This window comes from Bradyrhizobium sp. AZCC 2262 (assembly GCF_036924535.1).
In the GTDB taxonomy this organism is placed as follows: Bacteria; Pseudomonadota; Alphaproteobacteria; order Rhizobiales; family Xanthobacteraceae; genus Bradyrhizobium.
On record NZ_JAZHRT010000001.1, the window covers coordinates 6,663,745 to 6,687,951 of the forward strand.

Consider the following 24,207-nt stretch of genomic DNA (forward strand, 5'->3'; position numbering starts at 1 on the left):
CCGTTAGCGGCTCGCCACCGGAGAACCGCGTGCGCCGGCATAGTCGATCACCTCACCGCCGTGCTCCTTCGACCATTTCTCGGCGCCGTCCTTGAGCAGGAATGCGCTCAGCTCGCCCTTACCCGAGCGGACGAACCACGCCTGGTTCGCGAACAGCTTGATGCCGCTTTCGCGATCCTGCGCGTAGGCCACGCGGATTGCCTTACCGTCCTTCTCCAGGCCCGCGAGCGCCTCCAACGCGTTCTCCGGCGAGCTGAAGTGGCGGACCTTGGGCTCGTCCTTGACCCAGATCTGCGCCACCCGGCTGAAATCCGTGATGTCGGCGCCCGTTGCCGCATCCTTGGCCTTCAGCGGAAGCTGGGCATAATCCTTGAGTTCGGCGTCATAGTCGCGCCCCACCTGCGACAGGGCCGCGCGGATGAATTTGTCGGTCACGAACTGATTGATGTCGAGATCGCTGTCGGCGCGCTTGAGGTGCTTCAACGTTTTGATCGATGTCGCGACCGCTTGACGGTATTCGGGCTTCCAGGTCACGCTTCGCGTTTGCAGGCCCAGCGGTCCGTGAAATAGATAGGCCACTTCCGCATCGACACCCGTCACCTTGGTGATCAGTTCGCTATATTTTTCAGGCTCCTCCCCGATCAGGCGATCGGCCTCAAGTGCGGCGCGCAGATAGGCGACAACGATCTCGGGATATTTGTCGGCATATTCGGCATCGACGAGGGATCCGTGAAAGGTCGGTGCGTTGGCCTGTGAGCCGTCGAAGATCTTGCGCGCGAAACCGCGCCACGGGAACAGTTCCGCAAACGGCACGAAATCGGCATGGGCTTCGATCTTGTTCGCCTGCAGCGCGGGACCCGCGACTTCAGGCGCCTGCGTGATGATGTTGACGTCCGTCTCCGGGTTCCAGCCCTGTGCCTCGATGGCCCGGAGCAGCATGCCATGCGAAGTCGACGCAAAGGGAACCGAGATTGTCTTGCCCTTCAGCTCGGCAAGCGACTGCACCGGAGAATTCACCGGCACCACGATGCCGTTGCCGCTGCCCTTGGTGCTGCCCGAGAGCACGCTGATAAAGAGGCTACGCCGGCCGGCCTTCTGAAAGGCCACGCCGTTCAATGAACCCGGGAAATCCGCCATGGCGCCGAGATCGAGCTTGCCGGCCACCATCTCGTTGGTGAGCGGCGCGCCGCTGGTGAAATTCTTCCACTGGATGTCGTAGGTGACATTCTTGTATTTGCCGTCGCGGGGCAGGAACTTCTCAAGCAGCTTCAATTCGCGGATCAGGAGTCCACCGGTGACGCAATTAATCGTAGTGTCCTGAGTCCCAACCGCCACGCGAATGGTTTCGGCATGCGACATGCCGGTCCAACCAATCGTCGCGGCCGCGACGGCTGCGGCTATTCTCACGATACCAGAAGAGATCATCGGCCTGTCCTCGACTATCGATGGCCGGCACAGTGCCGCCAGCATGAACGATCGATCCGAACTATCCGGTCTTCGCGCGGTCCGCTGAAGCAATTACTTGCGTTCCACCGTTCGCCAGCGCCGCGTCGTGATTCCGTCGTAATGTGCCGTCGAACACCATCAAATGATTTTCTCGCCACGACGCGATCCGCAGATAAATCATCTCGGCAAACCACCCGTTCGCGCATGACCTTTGCTAAGTGCATTTCGACTCGTTCAAAGAAGTGGACTTTGCCATTCCGTCCCATTTAGCTGTCGGCGACATCGCAAGGCGAACTGCGGCAATGACCACACTCAAAGAAGCGTCCGATCCCGAACCGTTGGCCTTGATGGCCCGGACCGGCGCTGTCGCGCAGCTGGATTGGCCGGCCAAGCAACGGCTTGCCATCGTATCCAAACCGCCCGCTCGCGAGCATTCCGCCCTATTCATGAGCGAATCCATCGAGGGGCTGAATGTCGGCGCGCATTTTCTCGATCGCCTGTCGGCCGAACAGATGGCGCAGGTTCAGGCGGCGGGCCGTGCCGTTGCCGTGCCCCAGGGCGAGATGGTGTTCAACCAGGGCGAACATCATGACGGGATCTTCATCATCCGGCGTGGCCAGGTTCGGGTCTATTACACCGCTCCCTCCGGCCGCGAGATCACCCTTGCCTACTGGACGCCGGGCCATTTCATCGGCGGCCCGGACATATATGGCGGCGGCATCCATATGTGGTCCGGCGTCGCGATCGAGGATTGCGAGATCACGGCATTGTCCGGCACCACCTTGCAGCGGCTGCTGAGCCAAATGCCGGCCTTTGCGCTGGCGCTGATCGACGGACTGATTGCCAAGGGCAAGTGCTACTCCTCGATGGCGCAGATGCTGGGAACCCGCTCCGTGATCGAACGGCTGGCACAGTATCTGTTGAACCTGTCGGAGCTTTACGGCGTCGCCGATGGCGACACGATCGTGATCAACCGCAAAGTAACCCACGACCAGATCGCGGCGATGGTCGGCTCGACCCGCCAATGGGTCACGATGATGCTCAAGCGCTTTCAAACCAAGCGCATCATCGCTATCGAAGACAGCGTCATCCGTATCAAGCGCGTCGACTTGCTGGAGACGATCCTGTTCAAGGATTAGGACCGGTTTCGATAAGATCGAAGCGAGGATCCAGATTCTGAAAACTCATCCACGGACCGATTCGCGCTCGGCTCTGCGGTCGAGCGCGGCCAGCTACATAGGCATCTTTCAATGAACGCCGTGGCGGCACTGCTCTTTCTGTCCATGTGGAGCAGTGGCGCCATCTTCGTAAAGCTCGGCCTGATGAGTTCGTCCGTCTGGACGTTCCTCGCCATCCGCTCGATCGGGGCGATGATTGTTCTCACGATTGTCTGGGCTATCTGGTTCCGATCCGACTTCCGCGCTGCCTTGAAATTACCTCCCAGGGCCATTCTTTGGGCTGTCGGAGTTGGTCTGCTCTTACAGGCAGGCTATCAAGGCGCCTACTTCCTGGCGATGGCCCATGGACTGTCACCCGGCACGCTCACGATCATCCTTGGCGCTCAGCCCTTGTTGATGCCCTGGGTGGCTCGGGAAAAGACGTCATGGGCGGGCAAGGCGCTCCTGTTTGCAGGGTTCTTCGGATTGGTGCTGGCGGTTGTCGGTACACGAGAACTGGGCGACGGCTCGCTTCTAGCGCTTGCTTTCGGGGCAGTTGCGCTTGTGGCGATTACCGCAGGAACTGCGTTGCAGAAACGCATCGGCGTCGACATCGCCCGTTCCATCTTATGGCAGTATCTCGGCTCCGCCCTGATCTTCGGTTCGGTCCTGACGGTGACGGATTGGGAGGCCACACTGAACACCAGCTTCGTAGTCTCTGCCACCTGGATGATCTTGGTCGTCTCTGTTGGTGCAAATGTGCTGTTGCTATACATGTTGGCACAACATCAAGCCGCGAAAATCGGCGTATTATTCTACTTTGTGCCAATCATTACCATGATTGGAGAGCACTATATCTATGGAACGCGTCAAGGCGCGCAAACGGTGATTGGAGCTGCGATCGTCGTACTTTCCTCACTAACCTTCGCAAAGCTCGATTTTCTTTCTGCACGGTCAGGACTTCGCTCGAAAACGCTCTAGTTGCGCGTCTCGATCTGTCCCAGCGCCCAGATCACGGTCTTGCGAACATCCGGATCTTCGTCCTGCGCGCATGCGGCAAGCGCGTCACGGGCTCTTGGATCGGCAATATCGCCGAGCGCCGCGGCAGCGTCCTTGCGCAATGAGGGAAGAGCATCTTCAAGAAATGGAATGATCGCCACCACAGCGGTGCGGGCGCGGAGCTTGCCCAGGCTCTGCAGCGCCTTCTGCCGAACCTGCCAATAGCTATCAGCCAGCGAATGGGTTAGCGCCGCCGTCGCCGAAATCTGACCGATCCGACCGATGGTCTCGGCCGCCACCGCCCTTACCTGCCATTCGCCGTCCGCTAGCGCATCCGCGGCCGCCTGTGCCGCCACCTCATTGCGTGCAAAGGACAGCGCATTGATGCCTGCAAGCCTGACGTCGGCGTCCTCGTCCCTGGTCGCATGGATCAACGAGGGCAGCGTTTCCGTCTTCTTCAGATAGCCGATCACGCCGACCGCTTGCACGCGCACGGCGGTATCGGCGTCGCCGAGTGCGATAACGGCCGGCCCGAGCGACGCGCTGACCTGCAGCGCCTTGAGCGCGCGAAAGACCGCGGCGCGCACGAAAGCCGATGAATGCGTCACCAAAGGAAGCAACACGACGCTGGCTGCGGAATCGCGAAGCTCTGCGAGACTGTCACCGGCGGCCTTTGCGACATCCTTCTCGGAATCGGTCAGCGCACCGACCAACGCCTTGGCCACATCAACGCCGTCAAATTCGCCCAACGCCCGCGCGACTTGCAACCTTACCTCGGCGGACGGGTCGCCCGCCGTCCGCACCAGCAGCGGGATGGCCTCGCCGCTCGAGGTCTCCACGAGGTCGATGACCGCAAGCCGCCGCACCGACGGATCCGGGCTCTCCAGCCGTTCGGAAATCTCGTCGAGGTCGCCGAACGCCTCGAATGGTTCGAACGCGCCCATATCAACGCAACAGATAGGGAATGTTGACGGTAACGGCACCGGTCGGGCAGTCGGTCTCGCACGGCATGCAATACCAGCACTCGTCATACTTCATATAGGCTTTGCCGGTCAGGTCGCTGATCCGGAGCACATCGAGGGGGCATACCTCGACGCAGACGGTGCATCCCTTGTCGGCGATGCATTTGGCCTCGTCGACAATGACCGGGACGGTGGTGGGGGTGTGGGCGATCGGCATGGGCTATCCGTGTCTCAGGCGTGCTGGCGGATGCGTTGGCGGTCGTAGGCGGAGCGCTCGGATTCTTCGATCGGGACAACGTAGGGTGCGACCGGCCGCTTCTCAGCAGTCATCTGTCCGTCCTGCTTGCGCAGGATGCTGTGGCAGAACCATTCGTCATCGTTCTTCTGGGGATATTCGACACGGTGATGATAGAGCCCCCAGCGGCTCTCGGTGCGGAACAGCGAAGCGAAAGCCGCCATATCGGCGCAGTCCAGAATCGAGGTGACCTCCAGCGATCGCATCAACTCGTGCGAATCGCGCACCACCATGGCGCTTTCCACATCTTCGCGGATTTCCGCAAAACGCGCCTGTCCAATCTTCATCTTCGCCGTGACCTTTGGCGGCTGAAGATAATCGTTTACGAAACGCCGGGTCTTGTATTCGAGCTGGTTCGGTGGAATTCCGTCCTCCCGCCGTGTCGGCGCCAGCACGCGCGCCTGCTCGCGGGCAACGTCGGCGGGGTCATAGTCGGGGAGATCGGTATTTTCGGCGAATTCCGCCGCGTGCTCTCCCGCCACCGCGCCGTTCGTGAAGGCGCCCAGCATATAATTGTGCGGCACGCTTGCCATATCGCCCGCGGCGTAAAGGCCCTGGACCGTAGTACGCGCGAACTCATCGACATAGACGCCGGATGCGCTGTGGCCGGAGCAAAACCCGATCTCAGAAATATGCATTTCGATCATGCGCTCGCGGTAGTTGGTGCCGCGATTGTCGTGAAACCGGCCACGCGACGGCCGCTCGACATTGTGCAGCACCGCCTCGATTTTGGAGACGGTGTCGCTGTGCAGATGGTTGAGCTTCAGGAACACCGGGCCCTTGCCGGATTGCAGTTCATTGTAGAACTCCTGCATCATCTGGCCCGACCAATAGTCGCATTCGATGAACCGGTTGCCCTCGCTGTTGGCGGTATAGGCGCCGAACGGACCGGCCACATAGGCGCAGGCGGGGCCGTTGTAATCCTTGATCAGGGGATTGATCTGATAGCACTCGAGATTCGCGAGCCCTGCCCCGGCATGGTAGGCCATCGCATACCCGTCACCGGAATTGGTGGCGTTCTCGTAGGTGCCCCAGAGATAGCCGGATTGCGGCAGACCAAGACGGCCCGCTGCGCCGGCACACAGGATCACGGTTTTTGCGCGTAGCACGAGGAACTCCGCACTGCGCGTGTTGACGGCGATCGCACCCGCGATCTGCCCATCCCGTCCGGTCAGCAGGCGCGTGGCCATATACCGATTGGAGATCAGGACCTTCTCGCGGCGAAGCTGGCGGTACAGCGCCTTCTTGACGGTATCTCCATTCGGCATTGGCAGCACGTAAGAGCCGAGGTGATGGACCTTCTTGACGTCGAAATCGCCGTTTTCGTTTTTCTGGAACTTGATGCCAAAGCGATCGAGTTCCTGGATGATATCAAAGCAGCGTGACGCATATTTGTAGACCGGCGCCTGATCGCAGATGCCGTCATTGGCGATCGTGATTTCCTTGGTGTATTGCTCGGGCGTGGCGTAGCCGGGAACAACGGCGTTGTTGAGCCCGTCCATGCCCATCGCGATGGCGCCGGAGCGCTTGACGTTGGCTTTTTCGAGAAGCACCACGCGCGCGGCGGGATTGTTGCGCTTGGCCTTGTAGGCAGCCATCGGCCCGGCGGTTCCGCCGCCGATCACGAGGACGTCGCAAGTGATTTCCGTTATGCCAGCCTTGATCTCATCCATGGCGTGACCTCAATGCTGCCCGGCGAGTTCGCGCAAATAGGACCAGGGATAGATGCCCCGATCATGCCCGTCCGAAAACGACAGGCGCAGGGCGTAATTCCCGATCGGCTCGACTGCGGAAACATGAAGCCCGGGCGGAATCACCAGCTCAATGCCGTCGACCTGCCGGCGAATTTCGCTGGCCGCACGGCTGGCCCGGCGTAGTGTCTCCGCTTCGAGCAGCCGGGTTCCGCAATCCGGCCAGGTCAGCGCGAGCACCGTGGATTGTTCGCGTATCTCGATGTTGGTTGGTTGCACGTTCACCTCGCATTGTCGGCCAACTCTTTAGGCCGGTTCGGGCGATTGCAGCCCGCAATAAATTGCTTTCGCGCCAGGTTCCTCAGGTCGAACGAGCGTGATCGCGCTGCCCTGCCCGCTCGGCGCCGTACCAGGGCAACAACCAGCGCACCGCGCGCTCGAACAGCAGATCGGCCGAAAATCCCATGGCCCCGAGAACGATCAGGCCGACGAACATCTGATCGACGCGAAACACCTGTTGCGACATCTGGATCAGGTAGCCGACGCCAAACGCGGCGCCGGCCAGTTCCGCCGCAACCAGCACGACCAGCGCAACCGAAAGACTGACCCGAAGCCCGGCGATGATGAAGGGCAACGCGCCGGGAATGACGACATAGGCAAAATTGCGCCAGCCACGCGCGCCCAGGCTGGCGGCGGCCCGCCCCAGCAGCGGGCTGGTATCGCGCACGCCGATATAGGTGTTTACCCAGACCGGAAAGAACACGCCCCAGGCAATCAGAAAAATCTTCGATGCCTCCCCGATGCCGAACCAGAAGATTGCGAGCGGCACGAAGGCAAGCGACGGCACCGCCCGGAACATCTGTACGAGCGGATTGATGGTTCCGTGCAACAGCGGCAATTGCGCCATCGCGACCCCGACCAGTACAGCAAGCACTGATCCGGCAACAAATCCGACCGCCGCCCGCAACAGGCTGGCGCCGAGGTGACGCGGCAGTTCGCCGTCAATAATCAGCGACCAGCCGGATTGCACGATCGTGCTGGGCGCAGGCAGCATCACGTTGTTGACCAGCCCACTTCGGCTGAGTGCCTCCCAGGCGCCAAAGAAGGCGAGCGTGCCGATGATGCCGGCGATGGTATTGCGGCTGGGGCGAATGGCCATGTCTCTATTCCGCGGTCTCAAGCCCAATGGTCCGCTCAAGATGCTCGTACAGTTCATTGAAGCGGGGCGAGGTGCGCCGCCGCGGTTGCGGCAAATCCACTCTGATGTCCTCGATGACGCGTCCCGGATTGGCCGACATCACGATCAGACGGCTGGCGAGAAATAACGCTTCTCCAATGTTATGGGTCACGAACAGGATGGTTGGCTGCTCCTGTTTGTGGATATCGATCAGCCTGGCCTGCAGGGAGCTTCGCGTCATGGCGTCCAGCGCCGCAAACGGCTCGTCCATCAGCAACAGCGAAGGACGGGTGGCCAGCGCTCGCGCAATGGCGACCCGCTGCTTCATGCCTCCCGACAGTTCGAACGGGTATTTCGTGCCGGCCTCGGGCAGGCCGACGAGCCGGAGCAGATCGCGCGCGACCTCGACGCGTTCCCTCGCCGCTCGCCCTGCCATCCGCAATCCGAACTCCACATTGCCCTGCGCCGTCAGCCACGGAAACAACGAATAGTCCTGGAACACGACGCCGCGTTCGGCACTTGGACCTTCGATCGCGCTGCCATCGACCTTGATGTCGCCGTGCGAGGGCACGACGAAACCGGCAAGGATATTCAAGAGCGTGGTCTTGCCGCATCCGCTCGGGCCGAGCACGCAGACAAATTCGCCGCGGTCGATGGCGAGCGAGACGTTGCCGAGGGCCGTCGTACGGCCACGTCCGGAATCATAGACGTGGCCGAGATCGACGCAATTGATCAGCGGTCGGTCGACAGCGGCCTGCGGCGAGATTTCTACCCTTGCGTTCATAAGAGCCACTCCATCGCTATTCCCTGCGTGCCTTGTCGAGCACCGACGTCACAACGACCGTATTGAAGTCCGGGATCCTGGCGTCGGGCCGCACCAGCTTGCTATCAAGCGCCCATTTCGCCTGTTCTTCGAGCTGCGAAACCAGCGCCGGCTTGTCGAGATCGAACTTGAAACTGGTCCGCTTCCAGAACGCCTTCGCAATCGTGGGATCGAGCTTGATGCGCGCGGCCGTCAGCGTCGCAGCGGCATCGGGATCGCGCTTGATGTTGTCATCCGCCTCGATCAACGCCTTCAGTGCCTTGACCAGCAGATCCGGCTTGCTGTCGATGGTGGATTGCAGGGTAATGACGCTCGAAAAGGTGTTGTAGAGACCTTCCGCGCGAATGATGTGGAACTTGTCCGGCGCCTGCCCGACCGCTTGCGACAGATGCGGCTCGGTCCAGATGAAGCCATCGATCGCGCCGCCCGCAAGACTGCTCACGAAATCGCCGGGGTTGAGGCTGACCGCGGTAATGTCCGACCACGACAGACCTTCCTGCTTGAGCAATTTGGACAGATAGAGATGCGCATTGGTACCTTGCGAATAACCGATGCGCCGCCCCTTGATGTCCTTGTTGGTCTTGATGTCCTTGATGGCGACGAGATCGAACGGCTCATGCCGGTTCATCGTGGCGATGATGCGTACCGGCAATCCGTTGAGGGTGGCGAACACCACGGGTGTCTCGGCTGCGGTACCGATCACGACCCCGCCGCCGACCAGCGCATCCAGCACCAGCCGGCCGCTCGCGAATGTCGATACTTTCGGGAGCAACCCCTGCTTTTCCCAGGTCTTGTCGTGATCCGCGACAAAGAACTGCCCCCAACCGAGCGCGATGCCTTCCCCGATGGTGATGTCCTGGGCGCGCGACGGCGTAGCCGCCATCGCCGTGACGGCTGCGAACGCCATCGCCCCCGCTGTCCGCGCAAACCCTCTTCGACCGACAACAGCAGCAATGGACTTCACGATAAAACCTCCTCGCGTTGTTTGACATGATTGGGACGGGCCGCCGGCAAGTGACGTGCACCGAACGGCAAGCCGCCTGCACGGTGAAACCGGTCGGCAACTGCAGCGGCATGACGATCGGCAAGCGCCGGCGCGATCAATGTGATGCCCTGCGGCAGGCCGTTGGGCAGGAAGCCGCTGGGAACCGCGACCGCTGAAAGGTCGGCCAGATTGACGAAGTTGGTATAAGTCCCGATCCTGGCATTGAGGGTGATCGGATCGGCCTCAACCTCGTCGATGCGATAAATCGTTCCGGTGGTCGGAACCGCAAGGATGTCGATCTCATCCCAGAGTTTCGCAACTTGCCGCTTCAGAATGTTGAGCCGCTGCTGTGCGGCGTAGACCTCGGCTCCGGAAATGCTTCTGCCGCCTACGAGAATGTCACGCGTAATGGGAAACAGCGCGTCGGGCTGTTCGTCGACGATGCGCTGCAGGGCGCCATAGCGCTCCGCCAGCCAGGGGCCCTTGAACAGGAGATCATTGATCTCCTCGAATGGCGTGTAATCGACCTCGATCTTGCGTCCGCCGAGACTTTCCAGCCGCTCGACTGCCAGCGCGAACAGCGCGGCCGCGTCCGAATTGCCGAAGAAATCCAGCCATCGCGCGCCGGGAACGCCGAAGTTGAATTTGGCCGGCAACGGGCGGCTTGGCGCCAGTGCGTCTGGCCGCGAGAATGGATCGTTCTCGTCGAACGCATGCGCAACCTCGAACGCGGCTTGCGCATCACCTACGGTCAAGGCGAAGAGCGAGAGCGTCTCGATCGAACGGCAGGCCGATACCGAACCGATCCCACTGATCAGTCCGCGGGTCGGCTTCAGGCCGACGACGTTGTTGAAAGCGGCCGGCACCCGCCCGGAACCACCGCAGTCGGTGGCCAGCGCAAAGCTGACCAGTCCCGCGGCAACCGATATCGCCGCACCGGAACTGGAGCCGCCGGGAATATAGGCGGCATCGAACGGATTGCGCGCAACGCCATAGGGCGAACGCACACCGACGAGCCCGGTCGCGAACTGATCCATATTGGTCTTTCCGATCAGGATCGCGCCTGCCGCCAGCAGCCGTTCGACCGCCGGATTGTTCTTCGCGGGCGAATAGGAAAATGCCGGACAGGCAGAGGTCGTCGGCAAGCCCACCGTGTCGATGCAGTCCTTGACGCTGAAGGGAATTCCCCACAGCGGAAGCGCTTCACGGTCGCGCCCCGGCAACGCCTCGAGTTGCCCTGCACGCGCAAGCGCCTCCTCACGCGGAACGACGCTGATCCAGACGCCATCGGCGCCACGGCTCGCGATCTCCTGAAGGATATGCTCGACGACGCTCGACGGCGTGACGCTGCCGCGTGCATAGGCCGCCGCCAGTTGCGGAAGTTCGAGGTCAATGCTCCCGGCCTGCGTGGTCATGCCGGATCTTTCGGACGAGCGAATGGACGGGCCTGCTCGAACGCCCGCGCCGCACGCAGGACGGTCGCATCGGCAAACTTCGCGCCGATGATTTGCAGACCGACGGGCAGCCCTTCGGCCGTCAGCCCGGCGGGCACCGAGGCCGCCGGCTGTTGCGTCAGGTTGAATGGATAGGTGAAAGGTGAGCGGATCGGCCGCACCACAAGATCGGCATCCGAGGCGGCGATAGCCGAGGCCGGATGCGCGGTCGTTGGCGTGAGCAGCAGGTCCCACTTCTCGTGGAACCGGCTAAAGTGCCGCCCCAGTGCCTCGCGGCGATCGACCGCCTGCAGATAGGTGATGACATCAATCGATCGGCCCTTCTCCGCGACCTCCTGCAGCCCCGGCTCGATCAAGGCGCGACGACCGGGATCGAACGATGCCACCAGCTTGGCCGCGCCGGCGAACCAGAACGTTTGAAAGATGTCGAAGGGGTCCTCGATACCGGGATCGACACGCTCCACGATCGCACCCAGCCCCGCGAGCGTCTGGGCGGCGTCGCTGACGATCCGCTCGATCTCCGGATCGACTTCCGCGTAACCGAGCGTCGGGCTGAATGCGATACGAAGCCCCTTGACGCCGACCTTCGCTCGCCAGGACATCTCCTGGGCCGGCAGCGCATTCCAGTCGCGCAAATCGGGACGCGCGATCGCATCGAACAGCAGCGCCGCGTCGTCCACCGTGCGGGTCATCGGCGTGACGTGGAAAAGCGTGCCGTTCTGCGACGGCGGATAGACGGGAACGCGGCCGAAGGTCGGCTTGAATCCGAAAACGCCGCTATGCGCCGCGGGAAGCCGGGTCGATCCGCCGCCATCGGTCGCAACATGAAGCGGTCCGAATCCGAGCGCCGTAGCGGCCGCAGATCCGCCGCTGCTGCCGCCGGGGGTGTGAGCCAAATTCCAGGGATTCCGCGTAACCCCGGTCAACGGACTGTCGCCAAGACCTTTCCAGCCGAATTCCGAGGTGGTGGTCTTTCCCAGCAGCACCGCACCCTGTTCGCGCAGGCGAGCGGTGGCGGGAGAGTCCTCGTTCCAGTCCTGGGCCGGATCGACAGCGCGGCTCCCCCGGAGCGTCGGCCAGCCTTTGGCCAGGATAAGATCCTTGAGCGCAACCGGTACACCATCGATGGGGCTGAGCGGCTCGCCGCGCTGCCAGCGCGTTTCCGACTCCCGCGCCGATGCCAGCGCAGATTCGGCATCCAGCAAAGCGAACGCATTGACATGCCGGTCGAGGCGCTCGATGCGATCGAGCACAGCCTGTGTTGCCTCAAGCGGGGAGACGGATTTTGCCCGATATTGCTCGACCAGACCGACGGCGGAGAGGCCGGCAATGTCATCCGGCCTGCCCGGTTGTGACGTCGAATTGCGGAGAGCACCTTGGACCGACATGCAAGCCACCTCGTCATATCGGCAGATCATCTGCCGAATACTTGATGGCTAAGCGTTCCCGCTTGCATGCTGCAGCAATTAATTGCGGCGCGGCTACCCTGCATCAACTACGTAAAATACGGCATGCCGGCTGGCGTATCGTCGGAATGAAAATCTACAGAACTGAAATGCAGCAGCGAAGTCCTATCCGAGCAGGCGCCGGCCTTGGCGGACCCAAGGTCGCGCGGTAGAGTAATCAGCGCGGACGTGGGCACGAAACCAGCCGCGTCAAGCACGGCGCGCGGCTGGTCCACGGTTTGACGATGCCGGCCGAGATGGCTCGTCCAGCGGCTATCGATCAGGTAAACGCATTCGTTTCGAGAAACTTGACGGCATCTCCAACCGTGAGGAGGAACTCTTTGGCTTCGTCAGAGATGTCAAAGCCAAACTCTCGTTCGAATTTGATTGCCAGCTCGACCATATCAAAACTATCGGCGCCCAGATCCTCCATGAAACTTGCAGCTTCGATCACTGCATCCGGATCAACTGCAAGCTGCTCAGTAACAATTGCCTTGATGCGTTCGGCGACATCGAGCATTTCCAGCACTCCATGATTGAATGTCACATCATCGAGAAATTGCGCCTTGTCTAATCCGCCGTCGGCCAAAGACGGGTCGCAAATTCGATTTTTCCATCCGAAAGCTGTCGCCAGCTTTCGACGACTTCGAGATGGCCGTTCGTTGTGGTTCGATTTAGGATTTCACGAGCCTTCTGACGCGCTGCTTCCAACGGAAGGATGAAGGTCTCAATGGCGAAGCCGTCGTTTACCCGGGAATGTCGAGCTCCGTCCGCGCTGGGAATAATCGGCAGGTGTAGCCCCACCGGAGCCTCACGCACCACCTTTATGGACCCGGGGTTCCGCATTCTTACGCCCGTTTGGCTTAGAACGGCCGTAGCGTATCGCGGCCCCCAATCTTCCATTCCGTTTTTGCAATCAGAAAGAGAAGGCGGTTCTCCGAGTTCAGATATCTTCTATTGTCAATGGGAGCCGGCGCATTGAGCATTTCGGCGGCATCTGCACCAATCGCGTGCATCCGCACCGACTCACTCAGTCGGACGTCACCCATCGTTCTTCGAGCGCCCCAAAGTCAGAGTTCTCGCTTCGGTCCCAGCGATCCGGCCATGCGTCAATATTACGGAAATCCATCTGCTAATACGTCAGAACTTCCATCGTATTGCCGGACCCGTCGACTTCTTGGAGGAAAGCGAAGCGATAGATTCGTTCCAACATCGAAGCTAACACCAGAACTCCTTACTCCTTAGGTCGAGCAGACGAGTCGCCCCCTCGATCTACCACGCCCATGTCGCCAAGCGGCGCGATCCTGCCAGGCTGTCGGCACGCGCCAGGCAGGACGCCGCCCTGCAGATCGAGGTCCGGCGCGTCTTCGATCAGAACTTCTCCGTCTATGGCGTGCGCAAGGTCTGGCGGCAGCTCAAGCGCGAGGGCTTCGATGTTGCCCGTTGCACGGTGGCGCGGCTGATGCGGGACATGGGTTTGCAAGGGGTTATCCGCGGCAAGCCCATCAAGACCACGGTCAGCGACAAGGCAGCGCCGTGCCCGCGGGATCATGTCAACCGCCAGTTCAAGGCGCCGAGGCCGAACGTTCTCTGGCTCTCCGACTTCAGCTATGTCGCAACCTGGACCGGCTTCGTTTACGTCGCCTTCGTCATCGACGCCTATGCCCGCAGGATCGTGGGCTGGCGGGCCTCGCGCACGGCGCATGCGGGCTTCGTGCTCGATGCGCTGGAGCAAGCGCTGCGTGATCGACGGCCGGTCCATCGCGCCGGGCTCGTGCATCACAGCGACAGGGGGCAGCCAATACGTCTCGATCAAATACACCGAGCGCCTGGCCGAAGCCTCGTAGCAAGCGGCTTGCCGCGAGCTGTGCCTTGGCGCGGGCGCGGCGCGAAGTTCAGGCCGCCGGGTCGATCTCCCCGAAGCTGCGGAACGCCGCGCCAGGATGGCTCACTTTCAAGGCATCCTGACCATGAAGCTTCGTGCGAAGCGTACCCGGCGCATAATCCTTCTTATAGACGCCGCGGCGCTGCAGTTCGGGAACCACAAGATCGACAAAATCGATATAGGTTTCGGGCATCACGGCGTAACTGAGGTTGAACCCGTCCACACCGGTCTCCTCCCCCCAGGACTGCAACGCGTCGGCGATATCGGTCGGGGACCCGACGAGGAGCGGGCCACGGCCGCCGATCCCGTTGTGTTCGACAACCTCCTGCAACGTCCAGACACGCGTCGGATCCGCGCTGGTGAAGGAATCGATCATCGAATGGACCGCGTTGTCCTTCGTTTCGGCCAGAAGCGGAGCTCCCAACTCGAATTGGGAGAAATCGATGCCCGTCCATCCCGAGAACAGCGCAAGCGCTCCCTCAGGATCGACATAGGACCGATATTCGTCGAGTTTGGCATTCGCCTCTTCGCGCGTACGCCCGACAATGACGGTCGCAAGCGAAAAGAAGATGATGTCGTGCGGATCGCGCCCGAACCGAACCGCGCGCTCCCGCATGTCGCGGACGGCCGGCCCGATCGTCGCCTTGCTGGGACCGCTCAGCAACACGGCTTCCGCATGCTGCGCGGCGAAGTCTCGCCCGCGCTTCGATAATCCCGCCTGGAAAAGGAATGGCGTGCGCTGGGGCGAAGGCTCGGTCAGATGAATGGTGTCGAGCTGAAAGTATTCACCCTTGTGTCGCACACGTCGCACTTTGGTCGGATCGGCGAACACCCCGCTCGCCCGGTCGCGTATCACAGCCCCTTCCTGCCAGCTTCCTTCCCAGAGCTTATAGGTGGCTTCGAGAAATTCGTCGGCACGATCGTAGCGGGTATCATGGGGGAGTACACTGTCATGACCCAGTGCTTTGGCGCTGCTATCGGTGAAGCCGGTGACCACGTTCCAGCCGATTCTTCCTTTCGTGAGGTGGTCAAGCGACGAAAAGCGTCGCGCGAGCACCGCGGGAATCTCATGAGATGTGCTCGCGGTGATGCCAAAGCCGAGATGCTTCGTGACGTGCGCCATGGCGGAGACCGCCATCAACGGGTCATGTTTAGGCACCTGAGCGCCGCTGCGAATCGAGCTGTCGGCCGAACCGTGAAAGACGTCGTACACGCCGATGCCATCGGCGACGAACAGGGCGTCGAACTTGCCGCGCTCCAGAACCTTAGCGAGCTCGACCCAATAGTTGAGGTCCTTGTATTCGAGTGCGCGGTTGCGCGGATGTGCCCAAAGCCCGGGGGAGAGATGGACCGGACTGTTGCCGACAAATGCGTTCAAGCGGATATCTTTGGTCATGGACAGGTCCTGTATGAGGCAGCGGCGTTCAGCGTTGCAGTGTCGAGTCGAATACCTCGCCTAACGCCGCCTGCCCGAGAATCTGGGCCGTTCGATCGTGGCCGGCATGAATGACATGGGTTTCGAGATCGCGGATGTAGCGGCTCATCGGGTATTCATCGAACTGCGCCGTCGCTCCTGCTCCAAGGATGACCGCATGGGAGAGTTTGAAAGCCGCGTGCGCCGCGGCCGATTTGGCACTCATGGATATGAGCTCGGCCTCGACGACACTCTCGCTATTCCAGGCCGAGATCGCCTGATTGAACAGAGCACGCGCGGCGTCGAGTGCCACGCGCATCTCGCCAATCCGAAGCTGGGTGATCGCATCGCCGGCTCGCCCGCGCGCACGGATATGATCGAGATACCAGGTATAAAGGCCCTCGGTGGTGCCGAGATAGTTCGCAGCGAAGCCGAGATGGAAGCGCCCCTGCCAGCGCCCGCGGGGATAATCGCCCGGCGCGCCAAGCACGTGCAGGTCCGGAACGAACACGTCATCGAGCGTGACGACGGAACTACGCGCGGCGCGCATGCCGTTCGGGCGGTACCAATCGTCCGTGATGGTGACCCCCTTCATCGTCGGCTCGATCAGCAGCATCAGATGGTTCTGGAAGTGATCCTCGATGCCGTCGATCGCCACAAAGGTAACGATGAGGTCGGCATGCGGCCCGTTGGTCGCAAAGTTCTTGAGACCGTTGACGCGCCACCCGCCGTCCACCCGGCGCACCTTGGTGTTGAACTTGTACATGTTCACGCGTCCCGGCTCGCTGCCTACCGTGGCGAGCAGGCTGAAGCGCGCGGCGAGCGGCCGGACAAAGCGCTCCACCTGCTCCGGCGTCGCCAACTCCTCCAACAGCCAGAAAGCGTGGTTGTGCACCTGAAAGCAATGACCGGTCGAGGCGTCGCCGTGGCAGATGGTCCGCAGCAATTGCAGGAACAGGGCCGGGTCCTCCCCTCTCAGACTGCCGCCAAGACCACCCCGGCCGCGCGTCACCGTCGTGTGCAGAAGCCCGAGGTCATGGATCTGGCGCAGGTTGTCGAGCGGCAATGTGCCGTCGCGCTCGTGAGCGGCGGCGCGCGTCCGAAACTCGGTCACGGTAAGATGATCGAGATCTCGGACGACGTCGCTGGCAAGCACGATCTGCGGGTCGAGCATGAAGTCCTCCGTGAAATCTCTTCAGGTCGTTGGGAAATGACAGGCGACGAAATGATCGTCTCCAAGACGACGCAGCGCCGGCATCTGCGACGTGCAGCATGCTTCGGCCCGCAAGCAGCGCGGATGGAACGGGCATCCGCCGGGCGGATCGAGCGGCGACGGAATTTCGACGTCGTTCGTTTCGGGCGCAGCGCCTGCGGGTTCGACGGCGGCCATCAGCGCCTGCGTATAGGGATGCGCGGGACGGCCGATCACCGCGCGCTTCGTGCCGATTTCCATGAACCGGCCGAGGTAGAGCACGCCGATCTGCGTACTCATGTATGCCACGACCGCGAGGTCATGCGAAATGAGCAGATAGGTCAGGTGGTGGCGCTTCTGCAGATCCTTGAGCAGGTTGAGCACCTGCGCCTGGATCGATACGTCCAGTGCCGAGACCGGCTCATCCAGCAGAACGAGGCGTGGGTCGAGCGAAAGCGCGCGGGCAACGGCCACCCGCTGACGCTGGCCACCGGACAATTCATGCGGCAGACGGTCGGCAAATTCCGTCGGCAATCCCACCTGTTCGAGCAGGTCCGCCACGCGTTGCGCGTAGGCTCCCTCGCCGTCCAGCGGGGCCTGGATACGAATCGGCTCGTCGACAATACGGCCGATGCGCATGGTGGGATCGAGCGCGCCATAGGGATCCTGCAGCACAGCCTGCAGGAAGCGATGGCGCCACGCGTTCGCGGCATCCGACGCACGGCGGCCGAAGGCATGGCCGGCAATGCGAATTTCACCTCCGCTCACGTCTTCCGCGCCCATGATGAGTTTGGCGATGGTGGTCTTGCCGGAGCCGGACTCACCCACCAGGCCGAACGTGCCCCCGGTCTCGACGGTGAAGGAGACTCCGGTCACCGCCGCGAGAGTGCGCGACCGGGAGAACAGGCCCGAGCGCACGGAGTATGTCTTGGAGATGTCCGAGACTTCGAGAAGACGCGTTGCCGTGTTCATGCCGCTGCCTCAACCACGCCGTCCGGTAGCCAGCATGCCGCCGAGCGCCCTCCCTCAAATTCGCGGGTCTGGGGTGCCTGCACGGTGCAGAGCTGAGAGGCCCTGGGGCAGCGCGGTGCAAACGCGCAGCCCTCGACGACCTCTCCCGGCCGCGGTGGATGGCCGGGGATGACGGCAAGTCGCTGCTCGTCCAGCGATATGCGGGGCACCGCGGCGATCAATCCGGCCGTGTAAGGATGCGCCGGACGCGCAAACACATCGGCCATCGGCCCTTGCTCGATCACACGGCCCGCATACATCACCGCGATTTCGTCGCAAAACCTCGCCACCGCATGCAGATCGTGGGTGACGAGGATCGCGGCGGTGCCGCGGCTATGCTGGATGTCGCGCAAGAGCTGGAGAATCTGGGTGCGGCTCGTTACGTCAAGCGCAGTGGTCGGCTCGTCAGCGATCAACAAATCCGGGTCACAGCCGATATTGATGGCGACCGAAATGCGCTGACGCATTCCGCCTGAAAACTGATGCGGATAGGCTTGGATCCGCCGGTCTGCGGCGGGAATGCGCACCTGTCGCATGATCTCGGCGGCGCGGCGCCAACGCTCGCTGCGCGAGGCAATCCTGTGATGATACTTGAAGACTTCCGCAATCTGGTCGCCGATGCGGAACAGGGGGTTGAGTGAGGTCATGTGATCCTGCAGGATGATCCCGATCCCGCGGCCACGATAGCGCGCGATCTCCTTCCGCGACTTCAAGGCAAGGTTCTCACCCTTGAACCAGATCGCCCCCGAGACAATGCGCGCGGCGACCGGCAACAGACCAAGCAGCGAGAGACACATCATGCTCTTGCCTGACCCCGATTCCCCGACGATACCGAGGGTACGCCCCGCCCTCACGGTAAGGCTCGCATCGTCGACCACGCGCGCGGCCCCGGTCGGGGTCGCCACCTCGATGGTGAGGCGTTCCAGGCACAGGATTTCGTCGCCGGCCATTACAACCCCCGCTTCGAACCGCGGGCCCGCTCGCTCAGCGTATCCCCCAGCGCGTTGAAGGCGAGCACCGTCAGCAGCAATACGGCGCCCGGGAACAGCGATATCCACCACGCCCGCTCCAGATAGCCGCGACCGTCCGCGATCATCGTGCCCCAGGACGGATCCGGTGGCCGGATGCCGAGGCCGAGAAAACTCAGTGTCGCCTCCAGGATGATGATCAGGCCGACATCGAGCGTCAGCAGCACGATCAGCGTCGCGCGCGCATTGGGCAGGATGTGCCGAAACACGATCCACCACGCTGAAGCGCCTGAAATCCTCGCCAGCAGGACGAAGTCGCGGTGCTTGAGGCTGAGCGCCTCCGCGCGGATCACCCGTGCGAAGCGGGCCCAATTGGCCAGGGTGATGACGATGATGATGTTTGTCGTGTTCGGCCCGATCGCGCCCACCAGCACCATGGCCAGGATGACCGGCGGCAGCGCATACTGAATTTCGGCAAGGCGCATGGTGGCCTCGTCAAGCCAGGCGCCGCGATAGCCCGCGATCAGACCGAGCAACGCGCCGCCCAATCCCGCGAGCAGAACGGCGCAAGACGCGATGAACAGGGAAATGCGTCCGCCCTGAATGACGCGGCTCAGCACGTCGCGGCCAAGCTGGTCGGTACCCCACCAATGGTCGGCGGACGGCGCCTTCAGCGCATTGGCGAGATCGACGGCGTTGGGATCGTAAGGAACGATCAGTGGCGCAAGGATAGCCGCGCCCAACACCAGCACGATGATGGCGACCGCCTGATACATATAAACGGCTTGCGCGAGGCGCCAGCGATTGCGCGGCGCGGCCGTGGCCATGCTCAATTCAACGGCCATAGCGGATCCTCGGATCCAGCACGGCGTAGAGCATATCCACCGCGAGGTTGATGCCGATCAAGAGGATCACCGATACAACGACTGCAGCCTGGACCACCGTGTAGTCGAGCTGCGAAACCGACTCGACGATGAGGCTGCCAAGGCCGGGCCAGGCAAACACCGCCTCGATCGACACCGCTCCGCCGAGCAGGATCCCGAACTGGGAGGCCGCAAAGGTGATGATCGGCAGGGCCGCATTCTTCAAGGCATGCTTGAGCAGGACCACATGCTCCGGCAGACCCTTGGCCCGCGCCATCTTGACGTATTCCGACCCGAGCGCCTCGATCAGATTCACCTGAGTGAGGCGCATGAGCCCCGCGGCCGAATACCAGCCAAGCGCCAGCGTCGGGAGAACCAGATGCGCCAGCTTTCCGTAGCCGCTGGTCGGGAGCCAGCGCAGTTCCACGGAAAAGAGGCGAATGAACAGCAGCGCAAACAAGAACGGCGGCGCCGCCTGGCCGATAACGGCAAACAGCCGTGCGGCATAATCGACGAACCCGCCGCGCCACACCGCAGAAACGATACCGAACGAAACTCCGACAATCGCCGCGAAGCTCAAGGCCGCTCCGGTGAGGATTAGACTCGGACCGAGCCGAATGAGAACGACCTGGAGAGCCGGCGCGGAGAACCGGAACGAACGGCCAAAATCGCCCTGCGCAAGACCGAGCAGAAAGCGGACATACTGCACCGGAACAGGATCAGACAGCCCGAGCTGCTGGCGAAACAGCTCGCGATCGGCTTCGCTGGCTTCAGGAGGCAGCATCAAATGCGCGGGATCGCCGACCAAGCGTACCAACAGGAAGATGATCATGGTCATCACGAGCAGTGTCAGCAGCCCCGCACCCAGGCGACGCACCACGTAACTAGCCATGGTCACCACCCAAGCCGGATGAGATCCACACGGCCGGAGCCGCCACGCCAGGCTCCCTCACCTCCACCCCACTTGACGGAAATTGAGGAAGCCGGAGCCGATCTGGACCTCCCAGTCGAGACTCTGCTTCTTGGCGAAGACATAGTAGAGCTCGGAAATGAAGAACCCTGCCGCGTCGTCGTGCAGCACCTTGCCGACCTTCTTGAAGATCTCGTTCCGCTGCCGATTGTCCGCGGTCCGGTTCACTTCGGCGATCAGTTCCTCCACCTCCGGATTGTAATAGTCGGACCAGGTCCCTTCCTTGGTGAAAGAGCCGGCGACGGGATGAATCGGATCGTAGATGGCATTGGTGAATTGCGTCACCGACAGCGGCCCCGAGGAATGCGTATTGTTGAGGCGCGTCCAGGCCGCGTAAGCGATCCGGTCCACCTCCAGTTTGACCCCCACCTGTCCCCAGTAGGCGGCGATGGCCTCTGCCAGTTCCTTGGGCTGATCTGTCGCGCTGTAGAGCTTGGTCGTGAAGCCGTTCGGATAACCGGCCCTTGCCAGCAGCTCCTTCGCTTTCTTGGGATCGTACGGATAGGGCCGTGCACTGGCATCCCCGCCATACGGATAATATTTGGAAATGAAATTGGGCACTGGCTCGCCAACACCGTGCAGCACGCCTTTGATGATCGCGTTCACATCAAGTGCGTAACTGAGCGCCTGGCGCACATCACGTTTGGCGAACGGAGAATCCGGCTGGTTGGTGTAGGTGCGGACATAGAGCGGCGAGGCCACCGGATTGGCGATGACGTCGAGGCCCTTTTCCTTCTTCAGCCGGTCATAGTCCGGCAGCGGCACGACCACGGCGAGGTCCACTTCGCCGGTGAGGATGGCGTTCACGCGGCTCGACGGCTCTGGAATGATCTTGAAGATGATGGTCTTGATCTTCGGCTTCTCGCCCCAATAGTCCTCGAAACGCTCCAGCACGAGATCGCCGCCGATTGCGTACGTTTTGAGCTTGTAGGGGCCGGCCGACACCGGTGCCTGAGCGAACGCCTCCGCGTTGGGCAGGCTCGCGAGATAGTCGGCGGGAACGATGTAGAGATAGCCTGCGACCTTGTTGGCGAACGCCCCATCGGGCACTTTCAGCCGAAAGCGCACGGTGTAGGCATCGGGTGTTTCGACTGCATCGACCACCGGAGCAAAGAATGGACGGCGCGTGCTTTTGTTTTCCGGCTTCAGGATGTGATCTACCGATGCCTTGACGTCCTTCGCGGTCAGCTCGGCGCCGTTATGAAACTTCACGCCCTTGCGTAGCCTGTAAGTGAAGATCTGGGCGTCCTCGGAGATATCGACGCCGGTGGCAATCCGCGGCACGAGATTGCCCTTCTGATCGAAGCCATAGAGCGTGTCGTAGATCTGCCATCCATAGCGCAGGGAATCGCCGCTGACCGCCACGAGAGCGTCGAGATTGTTGAACTCCTTCTCGAGCGCCACGACCAGCGTCTCACGATCCACCGCCGGCGTGTCGGGCGCCGCATGAGCAGCGGTCGTGCAAATTGCACCGAGAACTGCAAGTACGCGCAGCAAGCGAGACTTCGACATCAACATCAATTGTCCCCAAATTCTAAATGGCCGCGCATCGGGTCATGCCCCTACGCCGCGATGACGGCTGGTCAGCCGGACCTTATCGTTCGCTGGCGGACGCAACGCAGCGGCCGGATGGCTCTCCGGCAGCCGGCTGCGACTAGGTCCGTAAAGTTTCTCGCGCAAAGTACCGGGCGCGTATTCGCGCTTGAACCGTCCGCGACGCTGAAGCTCGGGCACGACGTAGGTCCCGAAATCTTCGAAGCCGCCCGGTGTCACCGCGTAACTGAGATTGAGTCCGTCCACGTCGGTCGCATCGACCCAAGCCTCGATCTGGTCGGCCACCTGCTCGGGCGAGCCCAGGAAGACCGGCCCGCGTCCACCGATCGCGTTGTGCTCGGCCAGTTCGCGCACCGTCCAGACCCGATCGGGATCGGCGATGCTGAAAGCCTCCAGTGCGGAAACGAGACCTTGAGCGCGATCGTCGAAACGAATCGGTGCATCGAGATCGTGTTTGGAGAAGTCGATGCCGGTCCAGCCTGAGAACAGGATCAGCGCCGCTCGCGGATTGATGTAGCGGCGATAGTCGGCAAGCTTCGCGCGCGCCTCCTCCTCCGTGCCGCCGACGATCACCGTCGCCATCGAGAAGAACAGCAGTTCGCGGGGATCGCGGCCGGCTTCGGCTGCGCGGCGGCGGGTATCGGCAACCACGGGGCCGATGACCTGCGGAGTGGGCCCGCTGACAAAGATGCATTCCGCATGCGCGGCGGCGAACGTGCGCCCGCGGGCCGACGCACCCGCCTGAAACAGCACCGGCGTACGCTGCGGTGAGGGTTCCGCCAAATGGATCGCATCGACCTGGAAATATTGTCCCTTGTGGACGATCCGGCGCACCTTGCCCGGATCGGCAAAGACACGGTGCTTGCGGTCGCGCCGCACCGCGTCATCATCCCAGCTTGCCTCCCACAAGGCATAGGTCGCACGGAGATACTCATCCGCGATGTCGTAGCGCTGATCGTGCGGCGTGAGCGACGTCTGCCCGACCGCCTTCGATCCGGAGACCGTGTGTCCGGTGACGATGTTCCAGCCGATCCGCCCCTTCGTCAGATGGTCGAGCGTGCTCATGCGGCGCGCGAACGGATAAGGCGGTTCATAGAGCGCGTTGCTGGTGATGCCGAAGCCGAGATGTTCGGTGACAAGCGCCATCGCTGAAACACTGACGATGGGATCGAGCTTTGGAACTTGTGCACCGACCGACAAAGCCGCGTCGTAGGAGCCGCCGAACACATCGTTGCTCGCCATGCTGTCGGCGATGAAGAGCGCATCGAATTTGCCGCGCTCGAGGATTTGCGCGAGGTCGGTCCAGTATTCCAGCGTGGTGTAGTCCAGCGAACGGTCGTTGGGATGGCGCCAGAGGCCCGGTGAATGATGCACCGGACTCTGCATCGCGAACGCGTTGACGCGGATCTCTTTCGACATGGTGCGCCGCCTCAGGCTGGAGCGAGGCGAAATGCGGACACGTATCGCACCGCTTCGATAACGAGACGCCCAGCGATAACACGACGCGAAGAGAAACGACTGCGATGCAGCGAAGATGGCATCGCTGGACTTCCCTTCCCGGCACGGTTGATGGGCTAGTTTCGAGGCTAGATATTTTAGCCTATTAATTCAATAGACTATAAATTTCATTTTTGCCTCACTCGGAGATAGATCGACTTTCCACTTGGCATTGCACAGCGATTGTCTGCACGCGACGCCGAATGGTGAAACGTTGTTGCCGCATACGCGCACGCTCTAGAATCGATTCCAATCAACGGCGGCATTTTCTGGCAGGCCTTTCTTTTCTTTCTCTTCACACCACGAAGCTGTTGACCGCCGCGAGCCCTCTCGTTCATACGAAGTCACAATGTACATTAATCCGCTATATTATTTGGCACCCAATCAAACCGCTGCACGGCGTCCAGCCTCGCGAAATA

21 protein-coding genes and 1 pseudogene are annotated in these 24,207 nt (G+C 61.8%); 3 read left to right on the forward strand and 19 right to left on the reverse strand.

Translation table 11 applies throughout. The features are described 5' to 3' along the window. Positions 1-3 precede the first annotated feature (3 nt). Positions 4-1,359, reverse strand: coding sequence for an ABC transporter substrate-binding protein (locus tag V1283_RS31265; RefSeq protein WP_442895895.1), 1,356 nt, complete (start codon positions 1,357-1,359; stop codon positions 4-6). Positions 1,360-1,892: 533 nt separating this feature from the next. Here V1283_RS31265 and V1283_RS31270 point away from each other — a divergent pair. Then, positions 1,893-2,585, forward strand: a complete 693-nt coding sequence (locus tag V1283_RS31270; protein WP_334393239.1) for a Crp/Fnr family transcriptional regulator — start codon at positions 1,893-1,895, stop codon at positions 2,583-2,585. A 111-nt stretch (positions 2,586-2,696) separates the two neighbouring features. After that, a complete protein-coding gene (locus tag V1283_RS31275) occupies positions 2,697-3,584 on the forward strand; it encodes a DMT family transporter (protein WP_334390480.1) in 888 nt (295 codons plus the stop codon). Here V1283_RS31275 and V1283_RS31280 read toward each other — a convergent pair. The 10 genes from V1283_RS31280 to V1283_RS31325 form a co-directional block, all read right to left on the reverse strand. Further along, positions 3,581-4,546, reverse strand: coding sequence for a HEAT repeat domain-containing protein (locus V1283_RS31280; protein ID WP_334390481.1), 966 nt, complete (start codon positions 4,544-4,546; stop codon positions 3,581-3,583). The two genes, V1283_RS31275 and V1283_RS31280, sit on opposite strands and share 4 nt — an antisense overlap. A 1-nt stretch (position 4,547) precedes the next feature. Then, the gene (locus V1283_RS31285) at positions 4,548-4,781 is read right to left on the reverse strand and encodes a 4Fe-4S dicluster domain-containing protein (protein ID WP_334390482.1); all 234 of its coding nucleotides are present in this window, start codon (positions 4,779-4,781) and stop codon (positions 4,548-4,550) included. Positions 4,782-4,795: 14 nt separating this feature from the next. After that, the gene (locus V1283_RS31290) at positions 4,796-6,532 is read right to left on the reverse strand and encodes a fumarate reductase/succinate dehydrogenase flavoprotein subunit (RefSeq protein ID WP_334390483.1); all 1,737 of its coding nucleotides are present in this window, start codon (positions 6,530-6,532) and stop codon (positions 4,796-4,798) included. Between the two features lie 9 nt (positions 6,533-6,541). Next, positions 6,542-6,829 carry a gamma-butyrobetaine hydroxylase-like domain-containing protein gene (locus V1283_RS31295; RefSeq protein ID WP_334390484.1) on the reverse strand — a complete coding sequence of 96 codons (288 nt, stop codon included), beginning with the start codon at positions 6,827-6,829 and terminating at the stop codon, positions 6,542-6,544. Positions 6,830-6,911: 82 nt separating this feature from the next. Then, entirely contained in the window at positions 6,912-7,709 is a 798-nt protein-coding gene (locus V1283_RS31300; protein ID WP_334390485.1) for an ABC transporter permease, read from the reverse strand. 4 nt (positions 7,710-7,713) lie between these two features. Beyond that, positions 7,714-8,511: an ABC transporter ATP-binding protein gene (locus V1283_RS31305; RefSeq protein ID WP_334390486.1), complete on the reverse strand. Its 798-nt coding sequence runs from the start codon at positions 8,509-8,511 to the stop codon at positions 7,714-7,716. A gap of 16 nt (positions 8,512-8,527) precedes the next feature. Beyond that, positions 8,528-9,457, reverse strand: a complete 930-nt coding sequence (locus V1283_RS31310; protein ID WP_334390487.1) for an ABC transporter substrate-binding protein — start codon at positions 9,455-9,457, stop codon at positions 8,528-8,530. Positions 9,458-9,510: 53 nt separating this feature from the next. Then, a complete protein-coding gene (gene atzF / locus V1283_RS31315) occupies positions 9,511-10,950 on the reverse strand; it encodes an allophanate hydrolase (protein ID WP_334390488.1) in 1,440 nt (479 codons plus the stop codon). Then, positions 10,947-12,377, reverse strand: a complete 1,431-nt coding sequence (locus V1283_RS31320; RefSeq protein ID WP_334390489.1) for an amidase — start codon at positions 12,375-12,377, stop codon at positions 10,947-10,949. Before V1283_RS31320 ends, atzF begins: the two co-directional genes overlap by 4 nt. A 337-nt stretch (positions 12,378-12,714) precedes the next feature. Next, positions 12,715-12,954, reverse strand: a complete 240-nt coding sequence (locus tag V1283_RS31325) for an acyl carrier protein (RefSeq protein WP_334393241.1) — start codon at positions 12,952-12,954, stop codon at positions 12,715-12,717. 738 nt (positions 12,955-13,692) lie between these two features. Between V1283_RS31325 and V1283_RS31330 the strand changes: the two are divergent. Further along, a pseudogene (locus V1283_RS31330) lies at positions 13,693-14,275 on the forward strand (IS3 family transposase); the annotation flags it as partial. 54 nt (positions 14,276-14,329) lie between these two features. On the opposite strand, the gene V1283_RS31335 reads toward V1283_RS31330, so the two are convergent. The 8 genes from V1283_RS31335 to V1283_RS31370 are packed head-to-tail and all read right to left on the reverse strand — an operon-like array spanning position 14,330 to position 23,710. After that, entirely contained in the window at positions 14,330-15,715 is a 1,386-nt protein-coding gene (locus V1283_RS31335; protein ID WP_334390490.1) for an LLM class flavin-dependent oxidoreductase, read from the reverse strand. A 28-nt stretch (positions 15,716-15,743) separates the two neighbouring features. After that, on the reverse strand, positions 15,744-16,907 hold the full coding sequence (locus V1283_RS31340; RefSeq protein WP_334390491.1) for an acyl-CoA dehydrogenase family protein: 1,164 nt from the start codon (positions 16,905-16,907) through the stop codon (positions 15,744-15,746). A gap of 21 nt (positions 16,908-16,928) precedes the next feature. Then, positions 16,929-17,897, reverse strand: a complete 969-nt coding sequence (locus V1283_RS31345) for an ABC transporter ATP-binding protein (RefSeq protein ID WP_334390492.1) — start codon at positions 17,895-17,897, stop codon at positions 16,929-16,931. After that, positions 17,894-18,886 carry an ABC transporter ATP-binding protein gene (locus tag V1283_RS31350; protein WP_334390493.1) on the reverse strand — a complete coding sequence of 331 codons (993 nt, stop codon included), beginning with the start codon at positions 18,884-18,886 and terminating at the stop codon, positions 17,894-17,896. The genes V1283_RS31345 and V1283_RS31350 overlap by 4 nt, the downstream gene beginning before the upstream one ends. Next, positions 18,886-19,749, reverse strand: coding sequence for an ABC transporter permease (locus V1283_RS31355; protein WP_334390494.1), 864 nt, complete (start codon positions 19,747-19,749; stop codon positions 18,886-18,888). Before V1283_RS31355 ends, V1283_RS31350 begins: the two co-directional genes overlap by 1 nt. Next, complete coding sequence (locus tag V1283_RS31360) at positions 19,739-20,659, reverse strand: ABC transporter permease (RefSeq protein WP_334390495.1); 921 nt, start codon at positions 20,657-20,659, stop codon at positions 19,739-19,741. The genes V1283_RS31355 and V1283_RS31360 overlap by 11 nt, the downstream gene beginning before the upstream one ends. Positions 20,660-20,716: 57 nt before the next feature. Continuing rightward, complete coding sequence (locus V1283_RS31365; RefSeq protein ID WP_334390496.1) at positions 20,717-22,249, reverse strand: ABC transporter substrate-binding protein; 1,533 nt, start codon at positions 22,247-22,249, stop codon at positions 20,717-20,719. Between the two features lie 42 nt (positions 22,250-22,291). Continuing rightward, entirely contained in the window at positions 22,292-23,710 is a 1,419-nt protein-coding gene (locus tag V1283_RS31370; protein ID WP_334390497.1) for an LLM class flavin-dependent oxidoreductase, read from the reverse strand. Between the last annotated feature and the right edge of the window lie 497 nt (positions 23,711-24,207).